This window comes from Halobellus sp. GM3 (genome assembly GCF_052545375.1).
On record NZ_JBQWLT010000001.1, the window covers coordinates 471,400 to 494,986 of the forward strand.

The 23,587-nt window shown below is 68.7% G+C and carries 22 protein-coding genes; 11 read left to right on the forward strand and 11 right to left on the reverse strand.

Annotated features, from left to right (window positions below; all coding sequences use genetic code 11):
- Positions 1–35 precede the first annotated feature (35 nt).
- Positions 36–887: an FAD-dependent oxidoreductase gene (locus ACT3HL_RS02315; protein ID WP_445085182.1), complete on the forward strand. Its 852-nt coding sequence runs from the start codon at positions 36–38 to the stop codon at positions 885–887.
- 69 nt (positions 888–956) lie between these two features.
- Positions 957–2,138, forward strand: coding sequence for a bifunctional phosphopantothenoylcysteine decarboxylase/phosphopantothenate--cysteine ligase CoaBC (gene coaBC / locus ACT3HL_RS02320; protein WP_445085183.1), 1,182 nt, complete (start codon positions 957–959; stop codon positions 2,136–2,138).
- 90 nt (positions 2,139–2,228) lie between these two features.
- Here coaBC and ACT3HL_RS02325 read toward each other — a convergent pair whose 3' ends face one another.
- From ACT3HL_RS02325 to ACT3HL_RS02375, 11 genes are all read right to left on the reverse strand, one after another.
- Positions 2,229–2,702 (reverse strand): AsnC family transcriptional regulator, encoded by a 474-nt coding sequence (locus ACT3HL_RS02325; protein ID WP_445085184.1) that lies wholly within the window; start codon positions 2,700–2,702, stop codon positions 2,229–2,231.
- Positions 2,703–2,802: 100 nt separating this feature from the next.
- A complete protein-coding gene (locus tag ACT3HL_RS02330) occupies positions 2,803–5,016 on the reverse strand; it encodes an amino acid permease (RefSeq protein WP_445085185.1) in 2,214 nt (737 codons plus the stop codon).
- 514 nt (positions 5,017–5,530) lie between these two features.
- A complete protein-coding gene (locus ACT3HL_RS02335; protein ID WP_445085284.1) occupies positions 5,531–7,213 on the reverse strand; it encodes a Na(+)/H(+) antiporter subunit D in 1,683 nt (560 codons plus the stop codon).
- A gap of 158 nt (positions 7,214–7,371) precedes the next feature.
- Positions 7,372–9,246 carry a proton-conducting transporter transmembrane domain-containing protein gene (locus tag ACT3HL_RS02340; protein ID WP_445085186.1) on the reverse strand — a complete coding sequence of 625 codons (1,875 nt, stop codon included), beginning with the start codon at positions 9,244–9,246 and terminating at the stop codon, positions 7,372–7,374.
- The gene (locus ACT3HL_RS02345; protein ID WP_445085187.1) at positions 9,243–10,853 is read right to left on the reverse strand and encodes a proton-conducting transporter transmembrane domain-containing protein; all 1,611 of its coding nucleotides are present in this window, start codon (positions 10,851–10,853) and stop codon (positions 9,243–9,245) included. The genes ACT3HL_RS02340 and ACT3HL_RS02345 overlap by 4 nt, the downstream gene beginning before the upstream one ends.
- Entirely contained in the window at positions 10,846–11,202 is a 357-nt protein-coding gene (locus ACT3HL_RS02350; RefSeq protein ID WP_445085188.1) for a cation:proton antiporter subunit C, read from the reverse strand. The genes ACT3HL_RS02345 and ACT3HL_RS02350 overlap by 8 nt, the downstream gene beginning before the upstream one ends.
- A complete protein-coding gene (locus tag ACT3HL_RS02355; protein WP_445085189.1) occupies positions 11,199–11,756 on the reverse strand; it encodes an MnhB domain-containing protein in 558 nt (185 codons plus the stop codon). The genes ACT3HL_RS02350 and ACT3HL_RS02355 overlap by 4 nt, the downstream gene beginning before the upstream one ends.
- Entirely contained in the window at positions 11,753–12,295 is a 543-nt protein-coding gene (locus ACT3HL_RS02360; protein WP_445085190.1) for a DUF4040 domain-containing protein, read from the reverse strand. Before ACT3HL_RS02360 ends, ACT3HL_RS02355 begins: the two co-directional genes overlap by 4 nt.
- Complete coding sequence (mnhG, locus tag ACT3HL_RS02365) at positions 12,292–12,675, reverse strand: monovalent cation/H(+) antiporter subunit G (RefSeq protein ID WP_445085191.1); 384 nt, start codon at positions 12,673–12,675, stop codon at positions 12,292–12,294. Before mnhG ends, ACT3HL_RS02360 begins: the two co-directional genes overlap by 4 nt.
- Positions 12,676–12,960, reverse strand: coding sequence for a monovalent cation/H+ antiporter complex subunit F (locus ACT3HL_RS02370; protein ID WP_445085192.1), 285 nt, complete (start codon positions 12,958–12,960; stop codon positions 12,676–12,678).
- Positions 12,960–14,042 (reverse strand): monovalent cation/H+ antiporter subunit E, encoded by a 1,083-nt coding sequence (locus ACT3HL_RS02375; RefSeq protein WP_445085193.1) that lies wholly within the window; start codon positions 14,040–14,042, stop codon positions 12,960–12,962. Before ACT3HL_RS02375 ends, ACT3HL_RS02370 begins: the two co-directional genes overlap by 1 nt.
- Positions 14,043–14,299: 257 nt before the next feature.
- On the opposite strand from ACT3HL_RS02375, the gene ACT3HL_RS02380 reads away from it, so the two are divergent.
- The 9 genes from ACT3HL_RS02380 (at position 14,300) to ACT3HL_RS02420 (ending at position 23,551) form a co-directional block, all read left to right on the forward strand.
- On the forward strand, positions 14,300–14,728 hold the full coding sequence (locus tag ACT3HL_RS02380) for a type IV pilin (protein ID WP_445085194.1): 429 nt from the start codon (positions 14,300–14,302) through the stop codon (positions 14,726–14,728).
- Positions 14,729–14,818: 90 nt separating this feature from the next.
- On the forward strand, positions 14,819–15,385 hold the full coding sequence (gene hpt, locus ACT3HL_RS02385) for a hypoxanthine/guanine phosphoribosyltransferase (protein WP_445085195.1): 567 nt from the start codon (positions 14,819–14,821) through the stop codon (positions 15,383–15,385).
- Between the two features lie 303 nt (positions 15,386–15,688).
- Positions 15,689–17,560: an ABC transporter substrate-binding protein gene (locus ACT3HL_RS02390; RefSeq protein WP_445085196.1), complete on the forward strand. Its 1,872-nt coding sequence runs from the start codon at positions 15,689–15,691 to the stop codon at positions 17,558–17,560.
- Between the two features lie 35 nt (positions 17,561–17,595).
- Positions 17,596–18,582 carry an ABC transporter permease subunit gene (locus ACT3HL_RS02395; RefSeq protein WP_445085197.1) on the forward strand — a complete coding sequence of 329 codons (987 nt, stop codon included), beginning with the start codon at positions 17,596–17,598 and terminating at the stop codon, positions 18,580–18,582.
- Positions 18,579–19,802, forward strand: coding sequence for an ABC transporter permease subunit (locus ACT3HL_RS02400; RefSeq protein ID WP_445085198.1), 1,224 nt, complete (start codon positions 18,579–18,581; stop codon positions 19,800–19,802). The genes ACT3HL_RS02395 and ACT3HL_RS02400 overlap by 4 nt, the downstream gene beginning before the upstream one ends.
- On the forward strand, positions 19,799–20,683 hold the full coding sequence (locus ACT3HL_RS02405) for an ATP-binding cassette domain-containing protein (protein WP_445085199.1): 885 nt from the start codon (positions 19,799–19,801) through the stop codon (positions 20,681–20,683). Before ACT3HL_RS02400 ends, ACT3HL_RS02405 begins: the two co-directional genes overlap by 4 nt.
- Entirely contained in the window at positions 20,661–20,999 is a 339-nt protein-coding gene (locus tag ACT3HL_RS02410) for a hypothetical protein (RefSeq protein WP_445085200.1), read from the forward strand. The genes ACT3HL_RS02405 and ACT3HL_RS02410 overlap by 23 nt, the downstream gene beginning before the upstream one ends.
- Positions 20,999–22,345, forward strand: coding sequence for an oligopeptide/dipeptide ABC transporter ATP-binding protein (locus tag ACT3HL_RS02415; RefSeq protein ID WP_445085201.1), 1,347 nt, complete (start codon positions 20,999–21,001; stop codon positions 22,343–22,345). Before ACT3HL_RS02410 ends, ACT3HL_RS02415 begins: the two co-directional genes overlap by 1 nt.
- Before the next feature lie 363 nt (positions 22,346–22,708).
- A complete protein-coding gene (locus tag ACT3HL_RS02420; protein ID WP_445085202.1) occupies positions 22,709–23,551 on the forward strand; it encodes an alpha/beta fold hydrolase in 843 nt (280 codons plus the stop codon).
- The last annotated feature ends 36 nt before the right edge of the window (positions 23,552–23,587 follow it).

The following is a 23,587-nucleotide window of genomic DNA, read 5'->3' on the forward strand; positions in this document are numbered from 1 at the left end:
TGACACTCTTCCTCAGGTCACTCCTCTCCGTGGATATGTCCGATTCCGAGCCTGCGTTCGACTCCAGATCCGACGCCGCGGACGTCCTCGTCGTCGGCGGGGGCGTCGCCGGGCTGACAGCCGCGATGTTCACCGCTCGCGCGGGGCTCGAGACGCTCGTCGTCGACGCTCCCGAGAGCATCCTCGCGAGAAACGCCCACCTCGAGAACGTCCCCGGCTTCCCCGGCGGGATCAACCCGCGGCGGTTCCTCGATCTCTTGGGCGAGCAGGCCGAAGAGAACGGCGTTCGACGCCGCGACGGACGCGTCGACAGCGTCGCACGCGACGGCGACGCCTTCGAGGTCTCGGTGGCCGGCGGTTCGACCGATGCCGACACAGCCGACGACGACACGTCGAACGCCGATGCATCCGACGCCGACGGCGCGGACCCGACGATTCGAGCGGACGCCGTCGTCGCGGCGTCGTGGTCGGACGCGTCCTACCTCGACGGCCTCGGCGTCGAGACGCGAGAGGCGGGATCGAAGGAGTACGTCGTCGTCGACGACCGCGGCCGGACGACCGTCGAGGGGGTCTACGCCGCCGGCCGCCTCGCGGAGAAGTACCATCAGGCGGTCGTGGCCGCGGGTCACGGCGCGGAGGTCGGCCTGACGGTCGTCCACGACTCGCCGGTCCCCTACTACCACGACTGGGTGACGCCGGCGGGGTACTTCTCCGACCGCGGGCGCGAGGTCCCGCCGGGCTGTGAAGAGATCGACGACGAGGAGCGCGAGCGTCGCTGGGAAGCGGGGCGCGAGCGGATGCGAGACCTCCTCGCGGAGCCGCACCCGGACACGCAGCGGACGCACCCGAGCCTCGTCGACGACGAGTTGGGCCGACTCGACGAGTAGCGGGGGCGCGCCCCGTCACCCGCGTCCCACACCGGAGAGTTTTCACGCCGCCACGCCAATCATCGGGCGATGTTAGACGGCGTCAACGTCGCACTCGGGGTCTCGGGGAGCATCGCCGCCGTGAAGGTGGTCGAACTCGCCCACGAGCTGCGGCGAGCGGGGGCGAACGTCCGCGGCGTGATGACCGAGAGCGCACGGGGGATCATCCACCCGTGGGCCGTCGAGTTCGCGACCGACCGCGAGGTGGTGACGGAGATCACCGGCGCGGTCGAGCACGTCGAACTGTGCGGTCGCGAGGGCTGGGCCGACGTGCTCTTGCTCGCGCCCGCGACGGCGAACACCGTCGGGAAGATCGCCGGCGCGGTCGACGACACGCCCGTGACGACCTGCGCGACGACCGCGCTCGGCGCCGAGGTGCCGGTGGTCGTCGCGCCCGCGATGCACGAGCCGATGTACGACCACCCGGGCGTGCTGGACGCCATCGAGCGCGTCGAGTCGTGGGGCGTCGACTTCGTCGACCCGCGGATCGAAGAGGGGAAGGCGAAGATCGCGACCGAGGGGGCGATCGTGACCGCCGTCGCCCGCGCGACGACCGAGCAGACGCTCGCCGGTCGACGCGTCGTCGTCACCTCCGGCGCGACCGCCGAGGCGATCGACCCCGTGCGGATCCTCACGAACCGCGCCTCGGGCAAGACCGGCCGCGCCGTCGCCCGCGCGTGCCACGTCCGCGGCGCTTCTGTCACGCTCGTCCACGACGCCGGCGACGTCCACTACGCCGAGAGCGTGACCGTCGAGTCCGCCGCGGAGATGCGCGATGCGGTGCTGGAGGCCGTCGGAGGCGACGGAGACGCGCCCGCGGCGGACGCGCTCGTCTCCGCGGCGGCCATCTCGGATTACACCGTCGAGGCCGCCGACGAGAAACTCCGCTCCGGCGAGTCTCGAACGCTCGAGCTCCGACCCACGCCGAAGCTCCTCGACGACGTGCGCGAGGCGCACCCGTCGCTCCCGATCGTGGGGTTCAAAGCCGAGACCTCCGGCGACGACGAGGCGATGGTCGCGGCCGCCCGCGGCATCCTGGAGCGCTCCGGACTCGCGTTCGTCGTCGCCAACGACGCCTCGGTGATGGGCGACGACGAGACGCGGACGCTCTTCGTCGACGCGGCCGATTTCGCGGCGTTCACCGGGACGAAAACCGCTCTCGGGGCCGAGATCGCGACGCGGCTCGCGGCGACACTCGACGACAGATACTGATTGCTCTCTTCTCTTTTTTCTCGGTGACCCCCGTCAGCGGCGTGGGCGCTCATCGGTAACACGTGAGGACAATCAGTATGAGCGACGCGTTCACTCCGATTCGCAGTTGTCGAACGGGCTGTAGGGGTTCGTGTACTCGTTGCGGATGATCTCCTCCTCGGCGATCTCGAACCCCATCGAGCTGAGCTCCCGCCCGATACGGCTGAGGTCGTCGCTGTCGCGCCCGACGGCGGTGATGTGGACGTTCTCGGTTCCGGTCATGATCTCGCGGACGTGGATCACGCCCTCGACGTCGAGCGCGCGTTCTGCGAGCCGTTCGCGCTCGGGGATCGGCGCGGTGCAGAAGATGATGGTGTAGAGCTGATAGCCCATCCGCTCGTAGTCGACGTCGATGTGGGTCCCGCGGATGATCCCCGATCGTTCGAGCTTCGAGATCCGGTTTCGGACCGTGCTCGCGGAGACGCCCTTCGCCTCGGCGATGTCGCTGCTGGACGTGTGCCGTGCGTCTCTCTGCAACGCGTAGACGATGTATCGATCGAGGTCGTCGAGGTCGACTGCGGCCATACACTGTGTGGAAATCGAACCCTAAATAGGTGTTGTGCTCCTTATCGGTGGATCCGCCGACGCGGCGAGCGCGGCGACTGCCCCGATGTGAGACTCGCTGTCAGAAGAACCGCCGCCCGAGGGCGCGGGCGAGTCGACCGCGCAGTTCGGTCCCCTGCTGGTGGACGACGAGGACGGGACGCTCGGCGTCCTCGAGGTAGGCGGCGATCGCGTCGTTGGTCCGCTCAGACGCGCTGACGACGATCAGGTCCGTCGCCGACAGCTCCGCACGGGCCTCGTGCTTCCTGGCATCGGTGATCGGGATGCAACTGCTCACCGGGACCGAGCAGATCGCGGCGACCTCCGCGTGGTAGTCCTGTAACGTCCGCTCTTCGATGCCGGAGGCGCCCGATCGCCCCGCGTACGCCAGCGTGATCGACCCGCCCGCCGCCGCTGCGATCGCGTCGGCGATCGCGATCTTCTCGGGGTCGTACGGCCCCTCATCGGAGAGGACGCCGACGACGTCGAGATCGCGCAGTCCTTCCGCCCCCGCGTTCAGGAGGCCGACGTCGCAGGGGGCGTGCCGAAGCACCCACTCGACGTCGGAGCCGAACAGGCGGCCGCGGAGCCCCGACGCCGAGGAGGTGTCCTCCATCAGCAACATATCCACGTTCTCGTGGTCAGCGTAGTTGACGACCGCGTGGCGCACGTCGTGGCAGACGATCGTGCCGCTGCTGATTGGAACGTCGAACTCGGCGTCGAGCTCGTCCGTCTGCGTCTCGAATTTCACGTCCGCGGGCGATTCGGTCTCGGAGGCGTACGTCAGCGAGACCTGATCCGGCACCTGCTGGAACCGCGTGACCACGACCTCGCCGTCGTGCGGTCGGGCGAGCGCCGCGGCGACCCGGACGAACGGCCGTTCCTCGGCCTTCGAGACCTCGTGATCGAGTGCGACGAGCACGCGGTAGTCGCCGGGGCGCGCGTCGACCGTCTCGCGCGTTCGACCGACGGCGTTGCGGCCGACCTGTCGGCGCACGGCGTCGACCGCCGCTCCCTCGCGGTCGACGCGGTTCCGCCCGTAGGCGAGGAACCACCCGACGCCGGCGACCGTGAGGACCACCGCGCCGACGAGCGGGACCGTTCCCATCTGCGTCAACAGGACGAGCCCGCTGACGACGCCGAAGACCTGGATCCACGGGTAGAGTGGCGCGGTGAAGGAGGGCTCGTACTCCGCGCTCCCCTCACGGAAGGCTACGAGCGCGACGTTAATGAGGACGAACACGAGGATCTGGAAGGCGCTCGCGAGCTTTGCGATCTCCAGCAGGGGGACGAACGCGATCAGGACCAAGAGCACCGCGCCGGTGAGCGTGATGGAGTTCGACGGGGTCCCGAACCGCTCGTGGATCGTCGCCATCAGATCGGGGACGAGGTCGTCGCGCGCCATCGCGAAGGGATACCGCGAGGATGAGAGAATCCCCGCGTTCGCCGTGCTCACGAGCGCGAGGATCGCCGCGAGGACGATGGCGGCGACGCCGGCGGTTCCGAGCGTCGCCTCGGCCGCGACGGCCATCGGCGTGGCGCTCTGGGCGATGCTTCCGGGATCGGTTACGCCGACCATCACGGCGACGATGAGCGCGTAGAGGACCGTCGTGAAGCCGAGCGAGCCGAGTATCCCGATTGGGATGTTCCTGTCGGGATCGGACACTTCCTCGGCGACGCTCGCGACCTTGGTGACGCCGGCATACGAGACGAACACCAGCCCGGTCGCCTCCAGCAGGCCCCCGACACCGCCCCGGAAGAACGGCGCGTAGTTCGGCTGCCGGGTGGCGGGAACGCCGCCGATCACGAACCAGACGAGCGCGGCGAGCATCACGATCACGATGGCGACCTGAAGCCGCCCCGTCTGCTTCGCGCCGAGGAGGTTCACGACGACGAGCAGGGCGGCCAGCCCCAGCGCCACGGGCGTCGTGACGCTCGGCGGAACGTCGAACAGCAACAGGATGTAGGGCACGCCCCCGACGAGGGCCAGCGCGCCCTTGAACGACAGCGCGAACCACGTGCCGATGCCGGCGACGGTCCCGAGAAGCGGTCCCATACCGCGTTCGATGTACAGGTACGTCCCGCCCGCCTCGGGCATCGCCGTCGCCATCTCGGCCTTCGAGACGGCGGCCGGAAGCACGAGCACGCCGGCGACGACGTACGCGAGGATGACCGCCGGCCCGGCGATGTCGACCGCGAGTGCGGGCAGGATGAAGATCCCGCTTCCGACCATCGCCCCGATGCTGATCGCCAGCACCGCGTAGAGGCCGAGATCGCGTTCGAGGCCCTTCGGCATCTCACTTCACCGCCGGTCGCGCGCCCGGACGTCCACCGGAGTCACCGTCTCGTTCGGCCGTGAGAATCCCCCTGAGTTGGTTGCCGCCTGAACTGCTGCCGATGGATATCTGTCCTGTCATCGTATGGTATCACGGGACGGCTCACTGGCAGCCACGTACGGGTAAGTCCGGACAGAACCGGATAAGTATTACGTATGAGTCCTGAACTGTCCGAAATATCCCCACAATTTGCCGATCCGTTTGTCTGGTGCTGTCACGCTTTCGCGCTCCTCCTCGCGGTTCCGAGGTCGGTCGTTGCCTGGCCGTCGGCCCCTCGCAGGCCGGTCCCTGCACGGTGGTCCCTCCTCCGATCCGTGTGGGTGGAGCGTCTCTTCCCGCCGGGATAACGCTCCTCCCTGCGTTTGAAGACGGATTAGGTAGTCGCTGACTCGGCCAGGGGCGGCCCTGTCCCGAGAACGGGGACCGCGGTCCCGAGAACGGGAATAGCCGTCGAAAAAAGCGACGAGGGTCGCCTCAGAGCAGACCGTAGAGCGTCGCCGCCAGCACCACGACGACGAGGAGCACGCTCGTCGCGATGCTCGCGCGGAGGCTCCCGTCTCGGACGTCCGCCTCGTCGGCGCCGACGAGCACCGACAGCGGGCCGCGGATCGCCCCGTACGGGTCGCTCGCCGCGGCGATGGCCGCCTCGGACGCCGAGACGGCCGCGCGGTCGACGGCGGCGAACAGTTCCGTGACGCCCCGGACGACCCCGCGGGTGCCGTAGAAGGCGACCGGTTCGATCACGCTATCGACGTCGACGCCGGGGCCGACCTTCGAGAGCGGTTTCTTCAACGCGGCGAACCCGACGACGCCGAGAACCGCCAGCGCGAAGCCCTCGCCGAGGTGACTCAGCGTGAAGGGATGCGCGTCGGCGGTGCTGCCGGGCAGCAGCGCGAACAGCGCGTCGGGGTAGAGGCCGAGCACCACACAGAGCGCGGCGGCGCCGAGCATCGCGACGCGCTGGCCGGTGACCGACCGTCGCACGTCCCACGTCCCTTTGCTCTCTTTCAGGAACGCGTAGTAGCCGAACTTGATGAACGACATGAACGTCCCGACGCCCGCCGCCAAGAGGATGTAGAAGATGCCGTCCAGGTGTTCGTTGTGGGCGGCGGCCGTGATCATTCCCTTGCTCACGAAGCCGTTGAAGCCGGGGAAGCCGCTGATCGACAGCGCCGCGACGGTGAACGCCAGCGCGGTCGCCGGCAGCGCCCGCCCGAGGCCGCCGAGGTACTTCAGGCTCTGCTCGCCCGTCCGCGCGATCACGACGCCCGCGGTCATGAAGAGCAGCGCCTTGTAGAGGATGTGGTTGAAGACGTGCGCGAACGCGCCGGCCGTCGCGAGCGCCGTGCCGACGCCGACGCCGGCGACCATGTATCCGACCTGCGACTGGATGTGATACGAGAGCAGGCGACGCATATCGTTCTGTAGGAGGGCGTAGACGACGCCGACGAGCGCCATCGCCGCGCCCATGTACGCGATGGCGAGGTTGCCGTCGGGGAACGCCCGTGCGAGGCCGTAGACGCCCGTCTTCGTCGTGTAGACGGAGAGAAAGACGCTCGCGGCCACGTGCGGTCGCGGGTAGGTGTCCGGAAGCCACGTGTGCAGGCCGACGAAGCCGACGTTGACGCCGATCCCGACGGCGGCGAGCGCGGCCGGGATTCCGGCGACGATGCCGTCGCTCGCGCTGAAGAGGAACGAGCCGACGCTCGCGTAGTGCCAGACGACCGCGACCATCAGCAGGCTCCCGCCGAGGCCGTGGTAGATGGCGTAGCGGAAGCCCGCGCGGACCGCCTCGCCGCCGTGGTTCCACACCAAGAGCGTGCTGGTGACGGCCATCAGCTCCCAGAAGAAGACCATCGTCAGCCAGTCGCCGGCGAAGACGGCCCCGATGCTCGTCCCCACGTATCCGAGTGCGAACGCAGTCTGTCGGTTTCCGGCCGCCGAGGAGTACGAGTAGAGCACGGCCGCCGCGCCGATGAGCCCGAAGATGACGCCCATCAGCCGGGAGAAGGCGTCGACGTTGAACAGGATCGCGTCGAACCCGAGGAACGTCACGTCGAGGAACGCGCCGGCGGGCGCGAGCAGCGCCCAGACGGCGACGCCGCCGGTGGCGAGGACGCCGAGCGCGTGCCCGAGGCGTCGCGAGAGGAACGGCATCACGACGGCGACCGCGAGCACGACGAACGCCGGCGGGACCACCGCGGGGATGTCGGCGGTCGGAATCGACACCGACGGCTCCGAGGCGAGTATCGCGGTCGCGACGGTCGCCGGCGCGGGGAGCGAGGCGAGCGCCGACAGCGAGACGGCGGCGCTCATCAGAGCACCACCCCCGTCACCTCGAAGACGACGCGCTCGACGAGCGCGAGAAACACCATCCCGTGCGGCGAGATGCCGAGCGCGACCGCCCCGGCCGCGGCGGCGGTGATCGGCCCGAGCATGAACCACGTGCTCTCGGCGCCGAACCCGCGGCGCTCCCAGCCTCCCGGCGGCGGCCCGCCGTGGTGGTCGTGGTCGACGCCCGCGTGGGGGTCGGCCCCAGCGTCGTGATCGCCGTCAGCGTCGTCGGCGCGATCGCCGTGAGCCGGCGATTCCCCGCCGACGTGATCGCTCGGGTGTCGGTCGACCGCGTACTCGCCGTCGGCGCGCGCGTCGATCTCGACTTGCCCCTCGCTGTCGGACGGCTCGACGTCGGGGTCGACGTGGCCGGCCGCGTCGATCGGAACGTCCGCGTCGACGTCGCGTTCGGCTGAATCGGCGTTCTCCTCGCCAGCGGCGTCGCCGTCGACCCGCTCGCCGCCGTCGGCGCGGAGCCGCGCGCCGCCGAAGGGGAACTCGATCACGGGCTTTCTGTCGGTGTCCTCGGGCGTCTGGAAGAACGCCTGGTAGACGATCGGCCAGAAGTAGGCGACGTTGAGGAGCCCCGAGACGAGGAGCACGCCGGCGAATATCGCGTTCCCGCCGGCGATGCTCCCGATCAGGAGATACCACTTGCTCACGAAGCCGGCGACGAGCGGGAGGCCGGCCATCCCGAGGCTCGCGACGGCGAAGGCGGCCATCGTGAGCGGCATTCGCCTCCCGATGCCGGCCATATCGCTGATGTCGTCGGTGTGGGTCTCGACGTGGATCGCGCCCGCGCAGAAGAACAGCGTGAGCTTCATGAACGCGTGCGCCGGGATGTGGAGCAGACCGCCGATCAGCGCGGCGGGCGAGAGCAGCCCCAGTCCGAGGACGATGTACGAAAGCTGGCTGATCGTCGAGTACGCCAGCCGGCGCTTGAGGTTATCCTGCCTGAGCGCGATGACGCTCGAGACGACGATCGTGACGGCGGCGACCGCCGCGAGCGGCAGGCCGACGCCCAACTGCTGGACGGTCTCGGGACCGAACACGTCGAGGACGACGCGCGCGATCCCGAAGACCCCGCTCTTGACGACCGCGACCGCGTGCAGGAGCCCAGAGACCGGCGTCGGCGCGACCATCGCGTCCGGCAGCCACGAGTGGACGGGGATGAGCGCGGCCTTGACGCCGAAGCCGCCCGCCAGAAGCGCGAACGCCGCGCGCCCCACGAGCGGATCGGCGGTCGCCAACTCGGCGATGCCGCCGGGCGTGAACGCGACCGTGCCGGTCGTCCAGAAGACGAGGACCGTCCCGGCCAACACCGCGACGCCGCCGCCGAAGGTGTACGTGAGGTACTTCCGGCCCGCCGCGCGCGCCTCGTCGCTCTCGTCGTGGGCGACGAGTGGGTACGTCGCCACGGTCAGCAGTTCGTAGAAGACGTACAGCGCGACGAGGTTCGACGCGAACGCGACCCCGAGGGCCGCGCCGACGCTGCCGGCGAACGCCGCGAAGTACCTGGTCTGGGAGTGCTCGTCGAGCCCGCGCATGTAGCCGATGCTGTAGAAGCTCGTGACGAGCCAGAGCACGCTGGCCAACAGCGCGAAGATCATCCCGAGCGGGTCCGCGCTCAGCGCGAGGTCGACGCCCGGGACGAACGTCCCCAGCCGCGTGACGTGGACGGTTCCGGTCAGGGCCGCGGGGACGAGGCTCCCGACGACCGCGACCGTCGAGAGCGCCGTGAGTATCGTGGCGCCCTCGCGGACGTTCGGTCGGCGGCGCGATGCGACGATCGCCAGAACGCCGAGAGCGGGGAGTAGAACCGCCGCAAGCGGCCTGAGAGAGTTGATTTCGGTCACTGGAAGTACACCTCCAAGACGGGCTCGAAGAGCGCGATCAGGTCCGCGGCGAACAGGCCGAGGAGCACCGCGCCCGCCGCGGCCGCGACGACAACGGCGCGGGCTTCGATCGGGACGGCCGCCGACGGGTCGGTGTCGCCGTCGGCACCGGGGTCGGCACCGTCGTCGGTCGCCGGGACGGGACTGTCGCCACCGCCGGCCTCCGAGTCCGAACGGTCCCCGCCGTCAGTCAGCGCGGCGTCGGGGTCCGCGGACGCGACGGCGTCTGCGTGACCCTCCGCGTCGGTCGGTTCCGGCGCGTCGCGGAAGTACATCCGCTCGATCACGCGCGCGAAGTACGCGAGCGTGAGGAGCGTGCTCAGGACCGCGACGGCGGCGACGATCCACCGGCCCGCCTCGACCGCGCCGAGGACGATGTGCCACTTGCCGGCGAAGCCGACGGCGGGCGGCACGCCGACGAGCGCGACGGCGAGCGCGGCGAACGCGGCGCTCGTGACCGGCGCGCGATCGGCCGCGCCCGCGAAGTCGTCGACGGTTCGGCCGCCCGCGACGCCGGCGATCGCGCCGACGCCGACGAACAGCCCCGCTTTCATCACCGCGTGGCCGACGAGGTGGACCAGACCGCCGGTCACGGCGGTCTGGTTGACGACGGCGAACCCGGCGATCACGAGGCCGAACTGCGCGACCGACGAGTACGCCAGCATCCGCTTGAGGTCGGACTGCATCACCGCGAGCGCGGAGCCGACGACCACGCTGACCGACGCGAGGATGACGAGCGCGTCGAGCGCGAACGGGACTGCGGCGTCGAACGCGGGCGTGAAGACCACGTACACGATGCGGAACAGCGCGTACGCGGCCGCCGTCGAGACGAGCGCGGAGATGTACGCCGTGACGCTGTCGGGCGACTCGGCGTAGGCCCCCGGCTGCCAGGTGTGCAGCGGGAACAGCGCCGCCTTCACCGCGAGGCCGACGACGATCAGCGCGAACCCGGTCAACACGAGCGGCGAGCCGTAGCCGACTGCCGGCAGCAACTCGGCGAGGTCGGCCATGTTCAGCGACCCCGTCGAGATGTAGAGGTAGCCGACGCCGAGCAGGTACAGCGAGGCGCCGACCGTCCCCACGAGGAGGTACTTCAGACTGGCGACCGCCGCGGCGGGCGAGCGGCCGGTCGCGACGAGCGCGTACGTCGCGAGCCCCGTGATCTCGATGAACACATAGAGGTTGAACAGGTCGCCGGTGGCGAACACGCCGGAGATGCCCGCGGTGAGCAACAGCAGTTCGCTGTAGAAGGTGTTCTCACGGGGTCCGGCCGTCCGCGCGTACACGACGACCGCCAGCGTCACCGCGGAGACGAGGACGAGAAGCGTCGCCGACACGCCGTCCGCGACGAGTTCGATTCCGAACGGCGGCGCGAAGTCGCCGACAGCGTACGAGATAGTGCCCTCAGCGGCCACTCGCGCCGCGACGGCGAGAGACAGCCCGAGGTGAGAAAGCGCGGCGACGAAGGCCGCGATCCATCCGAGCCCGTCCCACAGCCCACCGAACGCGATCGGCGCGAGCGAGAGGACGATCGGGACGACCACGAGGAGCGCGAGCGCGTCAGTCATTCAGCCGCACCTCCCGGATGGCGTCCTCGTCGAGCGTCCCGTACGCCCCGTAGATCCTGACGACGAGCGCGAGCGCGACGGCCGTCAGGCTGACGCCGACGACGATGGCGGTGAGGATCAGCACGTGCGGGAGCGGACTCGCGTACGTCCCCGAGCCGTGCACCACCGGCGGCGCCGCGCCGTCGACGAAGCCGCTCGTGACGAAAAACAGGAAGATCCCGACCTGGAAGACGTTGAGGCCGATGACCTTCTTCACGAGGTTCGAGCTGGCGGTGATACCGTAGAGGCCGACGCCGACCAGCACGACGAACACGAGGTAGTTGTAGTGTGTCGCGAGGAGGTCGATCACGCTCGCTCACCCCCCGTCGCGTCGGAGTCGGTCGGGCTATTGCTTTCGGTCTCGCTGGCGTTCTTCGAGAAGATGCCGGAGCCCTCGTCCGATCCGTCACCGTTGGTGACGGCGTCGACGTCACCGAGCGCGAGGCTGTAGAAGAGCGCCACGAGGACGCCGGAGACGATCGCCCCGATCGCGAGCTCGACGAGTTCGATGCCGTATTTGACGCCGTCGGTACCGAACCCGTACGCGGCGTAGTCGAGGAACGCCCCGCCGTACGCCAGCGCGCCGAGGCCGATGAAGGCGAACGTCGCCCCGCCGACGGCGATGGCCCCGCGGGTGAGCGGCCCTTCGAGCCACTCTCTGGTCGGTTCGATGCCGAACGCGAACGCCAAAAGCAGCACCGCCGCGGCGACGATGACGCCGCCCTGGAAGCCGCCCCCGGCCGATTCGGCGCCGTGGAACATCACGAACAGGCCGAACGTGAAGACGAACGGGACGATCACGCGGACCGTCGTCATGATGATCGTACTCTCGACGTAGGTTCCGTTCGGGTTCGATCCACTCATACGTAGGCCTCCTGTCGAAGCACGAGAAGCACCGCGACTCCCGCGGCGATGACCACCGTGGCCTCTCCGAGCGTGTCGAACCCACGGTAGGCGGCCAAGACGGCGGTCACGGCGTTCTCGACGCCGGTCTCGGGGTAGGCGTTCTGCAGGTAGTACTCCGTGATCCGTGAGGTCGCGACGGGCGAGTCGGCCGATCCGACGGCCGGCAGCGACCGCACGGTCGCAAGGAGCGTGCCGACGAACAGCGCGACGACGGCGACCGAGCGCCACTCGATCCGCTCTGTGAGCCGCTCGCCGCCCGGTCGGACGGTCCGCGCGATCGTCACGAGGAAGAACACGGTCGTGATGCCGGCGCCGACGGCGGCCTCCGTGAGCGCGACGTCGGGCGCCGCGAGGAAGAGCCACGCGATGGCGATACCGAAGCTGAAGGCCGCGAAGGCGATGATCGCGTTGAGGACGTCGCGGAGGAGCACCGACGCGACCGCCGCGAGCACCGAGAACGTGAGCGCCAGTCCCAGCGCGATCGATTCGGCGCTCATTCGTCGCCCTCCGTCGACTGCGCGGTCGCGTCGGCGAGCGCCCCCGGGGAGCCGTCCTCCCCGTTCGCGGGGGCGGCGTCGTCTCTCGTCCACGGGGTGATGCCCTGATCGTACGCGGCCCGCGAGATCGCGTGTGCGGCCGTCGGGTTCGTCACGAACATGAAGATCCCCAGTAGGGCCGTCTTCGCGACCGAGATGTCCGCGCCGAAGACCAGCGCGACGCCGCCGAGCGTCAGGATGATCCCGAGCGTGTCGCTCTTCGAGGTCGCGTGCGCGCGAGTGTACAGGTCAGGGAGGCGGATAATCCCGACGACGGCGACGAACCCGAAGAACGTCCCCGCGACGACGAGGAACACCGTCAGCAGTTCCGTGATCGTCATCTAGATCACCCCGCCCCGCTCGACGGTGAACTTCGAGATTGCGATGCTCATCAGGAAGTTCAACATCCCGTAGACGAGCGCGACGTCGAGGAACCCCGGTTGATCGAGCGCCGCCGCGAGCAGCGCGAGGACGACGACCGTGTTCGTCCCGATGCCGTTGACCGCGATGACCCGATCCTGCATCGTCGGGCCCGCGACGATCCGGTAGACGAGCACGATGGCGAACAGGACGAACGCGCCGGCGGCCGCGAGCAGCACCGTGTCGACGAGTCCCGTGGCGGCCATCACTCGGCCTCCTCCGCCGTCACGGCGTCCGGTGTGGAGATGCTCTCGCGTTCCGCCGGCGACGGGATCCGCGCGCCCCCCCGGCCGTAGAACACGAATCTGACGGCCCGTTCGAGGCTCCCCGCGGCGAGGTCCTCACGGGCGCTCCCGGTCAGCGTGTGGATCTCGATGCCCTCCGGCCCGACGTCCACAGACAGCGTGCCGGGCGTGAGCGTGATGCTGTTCGCCATCGTCGTCACCGGCAGCCCGCCCCAGAGCGCGGCCCTGAAGCGCCGCATCTCGGGGTCGATCGGGAGGTCCGGATGCAGAATGATGTACGCGATCGAGAGGTTCGCCTTCGTGATCTCCCAGACCAGATAGGGGACGAAAAGAATCATACGGACGGTTCGGAGCGTGGTTCGGACAGGCGAGGGCGACGTGACGAACGCGACGTTCGAGAACGCCACCGCGGCGAGGAGCGCGGTCAGCGCCCCGGTCGCGAGATCGAACAGCGAGAGCGAGCCGGCGACGGCCAGATAGAACGCGTACGTCGCGCCGAAGACCGTGACTCCCTTCGCGAGCGTCGCCCGGGAGACGAGTCTGCTCCGCGTCGTCTGCCGGTCGACCGGCGCCTCTTCGACGGAGCGGTCCGACCGGGACAGCTCCACCTCGAACGGTCGGAGCATCGGGGCGTTGCCGCCGGGCTGGAACTCCGGATCGACGACGATCCGATCGAGGTCGTGCGTGCGGGCGTACTCGAGGAGCACCCCGGCGAAGTCACCGGGACTGAAAAGGTAGCGGTCGTCACCGACGACCGCCGTCCGGACGTCGACGGGCGGCTCTTCGTCTTCGTCCCCGTCGCGGTCGAGGTCCTCGTTCGCCCACACCGTCACGCGTTCGAGGAGGTCGGCCGCCGCGGCCGCATACCCCTCCTCGTTCCCGTCGACGGACCGCCACCGCGCCGGGTACACGAAGTGGACGGCCGCCGCCTCCCCGCGTTCTTCGGCGGCTTCGCGGGCCTCGCGGACAGCGTATGCGACCGTGTTCCGGACCGTCGCGGACTCACCAACCGGCACCAGAATCCGGGAACTGCCGGCTTCCATCACCCACCACCCGCCTCGATGGACGCCGAGCGTTCCCCATCGGTCACTCGACTCATTGTCGTCGTATCGTTACTAAGGGGGTCAAATACGTCTTCCGCTCTGTCCCCGACGGATTATCAGACCGACAGGATATATTTAAACGAACTTTCGAAACCGTCCTCAAATGGGGCCATAAATTCCGTTCTCCGACAAGAGGTGTGATACACGACAGCGAGTGTTCACAAGTATTTATATGCGTACGAGTAGTAGATATTAGTATGAACTTACTTGAGTTATTCTCCGAGAAACGCGCCGTCTCGCCGGTTATCGGCGTTATCCTGATGGTCGCGATCACCGTCATCCTCGCGGCCGTCATCGGGACGTTCGTGCTGAACCTCGGGCAGGGCCTCCAGCAGACCGCCCCGCAGGCGAGTTTCGGATTCGACTACAACAGCGACACCAACGTGACGATCACCCACGAGAGCGGCGATACGATCGACGCCGCGCGGCTGACGACGAGCGGCCTCGACGGTGGTTCCGTCGCGTGGGACGGCCACAACGGACTGACCGGAACCGTCTCTGCGGGGACGACCGCCGAGTTCAATAACTCCGTGAACTGGACCGGCGAGACCGTCCGCGTCGTCTGGGAGTCCCAAGACGGATCGACGTCCGCGACGCTCAGCCGGTCGACCGCTCCGACGGTCTGAAACTGACGTGGCGACGGTCTGAAGCCGATTGACCCGTCCCGGCGCGGGTCGAACCGCCAGTTTTTATTTTCGACCCGCTGAACCGACGACATGGACCAACTGCGGCAGTCGCTGCTCGAGGCGCCGATCATCGAGAAAGGCGAGTACGAGTACTTCGTCCACCCGATCAGCGACGGCGTCCCGATGCTCCGGCCCGGCCTCCTCCGGGAGATCGTCATCAAGATCATCCGCAAGGCCGAGATCGACGACGTCGACAAGATCGTCACGCCGGCGGCGATGGGCATCCACATCTCCACGGCCGTCTCGCTGATGACCGACATCCCGCTCGTGGTCATCCGCAAGCGGCAGTACGGCCTCGAGGGCGAGCAGCCGCTGAGCCAGCAGACCGGCTACTCCGAGAACGAGATGTACATCAACGACGTCGAACCGGGCGACCGCGTGCTCGTCCTCGACGACGTGCTCTCGACCGGCGGGACGATGTGCGCGGTGCTCGACGCGCTCGATAACATCGGCGCGGAGGTCGTCGACACCGTCGCCGTGATCAAGAAGGCCGGGCCGAACGAACTCGACGACAGCGGCCACCACGTCAAGACGCTGATCAACGTCCGCGTCGAGGACGGCGAGGTCGTCATCGTCGACGAGCACGGGGACGACTGACCGCTGTTCTCGCCCGTTCTGAGAGAATCGCACCGAGACAGCCCGATCTCGTGCGGACTGATGAACCCTACCGCGGAGTCGGCGGGGCAATCCGTCACCGACTGATGCTGTTTGCTCTCCCTGTGTACCGGTGAGCGCCGCCAACGGGGCGGGCACTCACCGGTAGGAGGCGAGAACGAACATTATGAAGCCATTCGGTTCCTGAGTTGATCGCCCCGACGAAAACGGGTCACACGAGCGACAGCACCACGCTTTCGTCGGTCCATCGATGGGTATTTGATGGGATAGGCGCACGTAGGTCCTATGTCACTCGGTGACGGTCCCGACGACCGCGGGCCGAACGCGATCTCGACTCCCTCTCGGCGATCTCTTCTGCGTCTTCTCGGGCTGGGCGGTGCGACGGCGCTGGCCGGGTGTAGTAGCACTCCCGACGGTTCCGCGGCTGAGGAACCCTCGGACGACGCCACCGATACCGACAGCGCCTCGGACAGCCGCGGGGCGTACGTCGAAGGCACCGCCACGGGCGCCCAGACGCTGAACTTCCTCAGCGTCGACGACGTGCCCTCGGCGAACCGGGTGCAACTGGCGCTCGACGGGGCGTACGCCCTCACGCCCGAACAGGAGGTGTTCCCGCTGTGGGCGGATATCTCGACCGACGAGGGCCGCGTCTACACGGTCGAGCTCCGCGACAACCTGGAGTGGGGCGCCGGGTACGGGCGGATGACGGCCGAAGACTGGGTGTATATGATCGCGGAGGTCTTCCAGGCCGAGTCCAACTGGGCCGGCTTCCCCGGCCAGGGCGACTGGATCCGGAACGACGAGCCCGTCCCGGTCGAGAAGACCGGCACGCTGTCGTTCGAGATCCGGCTCCCGTCGGTCGACCCGTCGTTTCCGCGCCGACCGATTATGTGGGGCGCGTTCTGTATGCCGAAGGCGATCATCGAGCGGTACCGCGCCGACGAGGATCAGGCGGGCCTCGCGCGGGACGAGGAGGTGCAGACGCTCGCGTACGCGGGGAACCTCGGCCCCTATCGGTTCGAGCGGTGGGAGCGGGAGTCGGCGTTCGTCGCCGTCAGAAACGACGACTACTACCTCCGCGAGTCCGACGACGTTCCCGAGGAGTGGCGGGACGCACCGTACTTCGATTCCTACACCTACGAGGTCGTCCCCGAGGGGAGCACGCGCCTGTCGGCGCTGCGTACCGGGGAACTGACCGCGACCGACGTTCCGGAGACCAGCGTCGAGCAGTTTGAGGGGCTCGACGGCGTCGACGTGAAGGTGTTCCCGCAGGCGTTTCTGACCTCCCTGATCTACAATCAGCGCGCGAACGGGTCGTTCTACGAGGCGCTGCGGAAGACCGAGGTCAGGCAGGCGCTCGCGCACGCGGTGGACAAGCGAACCATCGTCGAGGACATCCTCAGGGGGTACGCGACGGTCGCACACACGTTCCAGCCGACGTTCTCGCAGTGGTACGCCGACGAGGAGGTCACGGAGTACGGCGTCGGCGACGCGTACAGCCACGAGCGCGCCAGAGAACTGCTCGAATCCGCGCTGGGATCGACACCGTACCGGTACGACGGCGACCGCGTCGTCGACGCGGACGCCGAGCCGGTCACGCTGGATCTCGTCTACCCGCTCGGCTCGCAGGCGGTCGAGACGACCGCCGAGTTCGTCGCACAGGAGTACGACGCCGTCGGGCTCGACGTCGAGGTTTCCGGGCTGGAGTACGGAACGCTCGCGGAGCGGTACCTGTTCAACAGCTGGCGGGACGAGGGCGAGTCGCCGTGGAACGCCGGCCCGTACAACGGCGGCCCGCGAGACGGGTCGGTGAGCGAGGAACCCTGGGACCTGCTCACCGGGATCACGTTCAACACCTATCCCCGAACGCCGTCGTCGATCCGGGGCTTCACGCTCCGGCGCGGCGGCATCAACTTCTACGGCTACCACCCCGAGACGGACTTCGCCTCGCTGTTCGAGACCGCCTCGAGCACCGTCGAGGAGGCCGAGCGCCGGGCGGCGTTCACGGAGATATTCGGCGCCCTCTCGGCTGAACAGCCGTTCAACTTCCTCAATATGGGCGTCGACATCGTCGGATACGACAGCGCCGTTCGCGGTCCCGAGGAGGTCTTCGGCTATACATGGAACCAGAACACGTGGCGCCTCGACGCACAGTGAAGGGATAGATTCGGAGCGAATGGGGTGACACTCAGATGGGGCTGAAATGGTACATCGCACGGCGGGTCGCGTGGGCGGGCGTCGTCGCACTCGTCATCCTGACGGTCACGTTCGTCCTGCTCGAATACGCGCCGGACTCGCAGCTGGCGCGCGTCCACTTCCGGGCGGCCGCGAGCGGCGAGAGCGCGGCGGCGGCCGCGGACGCGTACGCGCAGCGTCGCGGGCTCGACGGTCCGCTCTGGGCGCGCTATCTCGAGTACCTCGGGAACCTCACGGCCGGCGACTGGGGCTGGTCGGACACCCGCTCGCAGCCCGTTGCCGAGGCGATTCTGACGGCGCTCCCGTACTCGCTTCTGTACACCGTTCCGGCGGTCGTCGCCTCGACAGCCCTCGGGATCGGAATCGGCCTCTACTCCGCGTTCAATCAGTACACGAAGACCGACTACGCGGCGACGTTCGTCGCGTTCTTCGGGATCAGCGTCCCGAACTTCTGGTTCGGCATCGTGCTGCTTCTGATCTTCGCCGTCCACCTCGGCTGGGTCCCCGTGCTTTTCGACGCCGAGTTGGCGCGGACCCGGACGTTCTCGCTCGCGAACGCGCGACAGCTCCTGCTTCCGGTGTTCGTTCTCGCGACCGGGGCGGTCGCGAGTACGATGCGCTACGCCCGCGCGGAGGCGCTCGAGTACGTCCGCGCAGCGTTCGTGAAGACGGCGCGGGCGAAGGGCGCCTCGGAGTGGCGGGTCCTCACCCGGCACGTGCTCCGTCCCACGCTCGTTCCGCTGTCGACGATTCTCGTCGGCGATCTGCTCGGGGTCCTCCTCTCGGCGTCGTACCTCGTCGAGGTCGTCTTCGGCATCCCCGGGCTCGGCCGACTCAGCCTCGATGCGATCAGGCGTCAGGACACCGCGCTCGTCCTCGGCACGACGCTCGTCCCGGTGTTCGTCGCCGTGATCGGCAACCTCCTGCAGGACCTCGCGTACGCGGTTCTGGACCCGCGAATCGACTACGGTGATCGCAGGTGACCCGACGGGACGACTCTGGGACGGACGACCCCGGACGAGACGGCTCGCACCCGGACGACTTCGAGTACGTCGACTGGGACGCGATCGACGAACGCGGCGGCGGTCCCTCGACGACGCGGCTCGCTGCCGCCGCGGTGTCCGGGCTCTACGCGCTCGCGCTCGCGTACGACGTTCTGCTCGCCCGCGGCGGACCGACGTTCTCGGTCGTCGTCGACGGGACCGCGCACGTTTGGGACGTCACCGCCGTCGACTGGCTGTTCCTCGCGACGCTGCTCGCGCTCTCGTTCTCGCTCGTTCCGCTGGCGCGGGACCGCCGACTGACCGCGTACTACTGGCGGCGGTTCCGACGGCACACTCCCGCCGTGCTCAGCCTGTGGTACCTCCTCGCGGTGTTTCTCGTCGGGACGGTGGGGACGCTCGTCGTCGACCCGCCGACGCTGAACGTCGCGGCCGCGTACCAGCCGCCGGTCTACCTGAGCGTCGACGCGGCGGTCCCGAACGAGTGCGTCGGTCCCGTCGTCGACGGCCGGTGTCGGGGGACGTGGCGATACCCGCTCGGGACGACCGGCGGCGGGAAGGACCTCTGGGCGCTCGCGGTCTTCGGGATGCGCCTCAGTATGCAGGTCGGACTGATCGCGACGCTGATCTCGATCACGATTGCCACCGCCGTCGGCACGACGGCGGCGTACGCCGGCGGCTGGATCGACGAGGCGCTGATGCGGGCCGTCGACGTCCAGCAGACGTTCCCGACGTTCTTTCTGTTCCTCTTTCTCGCGTACCTCTACGGCGGGGGCCTGTTCGCGCTCATCGTCATCTTCGGCGTGACGGGCTGGGGCGGCATCGCCAGAGTCATCCGCAGCGAGGCGCTCCAGCGGCGAGAGCAGGCGTACGTCGAGGCCGCACGAAGCGCCGGTGCCTCGGGGCGGTACGTCGTCCGGCGACACATCGTCCCGAACGTGTCGAGTTCGATCATCACCGCGGCGACGCTGCACATCCCGTATCTCGTCCTCTCGGAGGCGGCGCTGTCGTTCATCGGCGTCGGCGACGTGACGCTCCCCTCGTGGGGGCAGACGATCGCAGCGGGGCGCGGCGATCTCGGCACCGCGTGGTGGGTATCGACGGTACCCGGCGTCTTCCTCTTCGCGACGATCCTCGCCTTCAACTTCCTCGGCGACGCGCTCAGAGACGCGCTCGATCCGCGCCAGGAGGTGGACAGATGAGCGACTCGTCGCCCCTATCGGACCCGCTGCTCCGCGTCGAGGGGCTGACGACGCGGTTCCGAACCGACGACGGGACGCTTCTCGCCGTCGAGGACGTCTCCTTCGACGTCGAACGCGGCGAGACCGTCTGTCTCGTCGGCGAGTCCGGCAGCGGCAAGACGGTCGCGAGCGAGTCGATCACGCGGTTGATCGAGGAACCCCCTGGCGAGATCGCCGGCGGGGCGGTCCGATTCGACGGTCGCGATCTCCTTTCGGCCTCCGAATCGGAGCTTCGGGCGGTCCGCGGCGGGCGGATCGCGCACGTTTTCCAGAACCCGCGGGGCGCACTCAACCCGGTCTACACGATCGGCTGGCAGCTGATCGAGGCGGTGCGGCTCCACGCGGACGTCCCGAAGGACCGAGCGCGAGCGCGCGCCATCGACCTCCTCGACCGAGTGGGGATCCCGGATCCGGGCGGTCGGATCGACGACTACCCGCACGAGCTCTCCGGCGGGCAAACACAGCGCGTGGCCATCGCGATGGCACTCGCCGGCGAACCGGACCTCCTGATCGCAGACGAGCCGACGACGGCGCTCGACGTCACGACCCAAGCGCAGGTGCTGGATCTCCTCGAGGAGATCCAATCCGAGTTCGGGATGGCCGTCCTGTTCGTCACCCACGACCTCGGCGTCGTCGCGGAGATCGCCGACCGCGTCGTGGTGCTGTACGCGGGGTCGGTGATGGAGCGCGGTGGCGTCTTCGACGTCTTCGGGCGCCCGTCGCACCCGTACACGCGGGCACTGCTCGATTCGGTCCCGGGGGGGCGAGGCGTTTCCCGGGATACCGGTGCATCCACGCCCCACTCGCCACCGATCCGTGATGCGCTCTCGACCCCCCCCTGATTCGCAGACGGGGTGCCGCTTCCACGACCAGTGTCCGCACGCCGTCGACGGCTGTGCGGTCGGCGGGCAACCGCCGCTGTACGACGTTCCCGCCGCCACCGTTTCGGGACCCGACCGCGCCGAGGGCGAGGGCTGTCCCGATCGGTCAGCGGCGGACCGCGAGCGCGCCTCCAAGGGGAACGACGAACACGTCGCGGCGTGTGTCCACTTCGCGCCGGAGGGTGACCCGAGCGCGGTTTACGGTTCGGGGAACGACAGCGTGCGCGGCGACGACGCCGACGGGGGCCGTCCCGTGGGACGGGAGGGTGAGCGCTGATGACGGACGGAACGACGCTTCTCGACGTCCGCGGGCTGTCGAAACACTACCCGCTCACCGAGGGCCTGTGGAAGCGGGAGGTCGGCCGCGTGCGAGCCGTCGACGGGATCGACCTCTCGGTGGACCGCGGCGAGACGCTTGGACTCGTCGGCGAGTCCGGCTGCGGGAAATCGACGGCGGCGCGCGCGATGCTGCGAATCGAGGAGCCGACCGGCGGCGACGTGCGGTTCGACGGCGAGGACGTCACGGCGTACGACCGGGGGCGACTGAAGCGGTTCCGACGGCGGGCGCAACTGCTCTTTCAGGACCCGACGTCCAGCTTCGATCCCCGGCTGTCTATCGGCGAGTCGGTCGCCGAACCGCTCCGCGTGCACGGGATGCGTGATCGCGGCCGACGCCGACGGCTCGTCGAGCGGACGCTCGAACGCGTGGGGCTCTCGTCGAACGACGCGGACCGCTACCCGCACGAGCTCTCGGGGGGACAGAAACAGCGCGCCGCCTTGGCCCGCGCGCTGATCGTCGATCCGGATCTACTCGTCGCCGACGAACCGGTGTCCGCGCTCGACGTCTCCGTGCAGTCGTCGGTGCTCTCGCTTCTGGACGCGTTGCAGGCGGAACTGGGCCTCGCCCTCCTCCTCATCAGCCACGACCTCGCCGTCGTCCGGGATCACTGTGACCGCGTCGCGGTGATGTATCTCGGCGAGATCGTCGAGGCCGGGCCCGTTGAGTTGGTGTTCACGGATCCCCAGCACCCGTACACCCGGTCGCTCTTGGCGTCGATCCCGGTTCCGGACCCGAGAGCACGGCTCGGGAACGACGACTCCGCACGGCGGGTCGAACTCACCGGCGAGGTTCCCAGTGCGTCGGATCCGCCCGAGGGCTGCCGCTTTCACACGCGGTGTCCGGCCGTTATTCAGCCCGCGGACTACGAACTCGAACAGGACGCCTGGCGGGGGGTCCTCCGATTGCGGACGCGGCTCGAGACGGACGCCGCGGACGTCGACGTCGGGGAGATCCGAGAGCGCCTCGCGACCGAACGCCGCAGCGATGCCACCCCCGCGAGTGTCCCGGACGACGCGGTGCGGGAGGCGATCAGACGCGAGTTCGACCTCCCGGATCGACTGTCGGACCCCGACGCGGAGTCGGCGTTCGATCGAGCGCTGTCGCGACTCGCCGCTGAGGACTACGCGGCCGCGACAGCGTTGCTCTCCCGGAAGTTCTCGACCGTCTGTGCCCAAGAGACGCCGCATCGACGGTCGACTTCGAGAGACCACGAGGTCGCCTGCCACCTCCTCGAAGCGACCGACGCTGACCCGGCAACTGAGGGGGATCCCCCGGCGGAGTGACGGACGGGGTGGCCCCGTCAGCTGAGGGAATCAGATCAACACGCGATCTGGAGCTGGCGAACTGTCGGCACGACCGCATACGGCTGTGGCCGTCGAGCCCGCGTCGGCGTGCCGAGCGACCGCTGCTCGACGCGGGGCAGGTGTCAGAGCACACGGGTGGTGCCCCCGTCATCGGTGATAAACGCTCGGCTGTGCGGTGACAGTCCGTCGGAGATTGGGCCACCGCTCAATCGGTGATCCCCGGAGAGCGCCCTGATGATCCCGCAGCAACTCCCCGTAGGAGGCGTAACGCCGATATCCAGTTACCTCGCGTTACAAACACTACTGTAGTGTTAATCCGCGCCGCGGACGTAGCTGTTCGGTATGGCCACCGTCCGCACAAACGATATCGAGACGTACTATGAGAGGCGAGGTGAGGGCCGGCCGATCGTGTTCGTTCACGGTGCGATCGTCGATCACCGCCAGTGGATGCCGCAGCTGGACGCGCTTAGTGACGAGTACACGACCATCGGATACGACGTGCGCGGACACGGTCACACCGGCGGCTCGGCGGTAGCGCAGTACACGCTCGATCTCCTCGCCGACGACCTCGATGCACTCATCAGCGGATTGGATCTCGATCGCCCGGTGCTCTGTGGGCTTTCTCTGGGTGGATGCATCGCACAGGCGTACGCCAGCAGACACCCCGATCGGATTTCCGGCCTCGTGCTCGCCGACACGTTCACGCCGGGTGAGTGGCGGTGGCCCGAGCGCCTCCAGTGGGCCGTCCTCCGGGCGACGGTTCCCCTGACTCGACTCGTGGGATATCAGCGGGTCGAAAAGGCGATGGTGTGGCTCCAAGAGCGCCTACGGGGGCGGAATGTCAGCGGAGACTACGCGCGGATCGAGGCGCTCCGCGCCACCGGTCCGACGATGGAGACCGACGAGTTCGCCAAGGTGATCGGCGCGCTGCTCAGCGTCCCACGAGCGGAGTTCGACCTGTCGTCCCTCTCGGTACCGACGCTCGTGCTCTACGGTGAGCACGAGATGGGGTTCGTCAAGCGTCACGCGGCGAAACTGGCGGCTGAGCTCCCGCGTGCCCGCGTCGTCGAGGTCCCCGGCGGTGCACACGCGTCCAACCTCGACGAACCCGAGTTCGTCACGGAAGCGATTCGAGCGTATCTCTCGGAATCGACCGACGGTGACCCCGCGGTAGCCGACTCGTAGTCGATAGGCGTACGCGCTCACGCGAGTGGACCCATC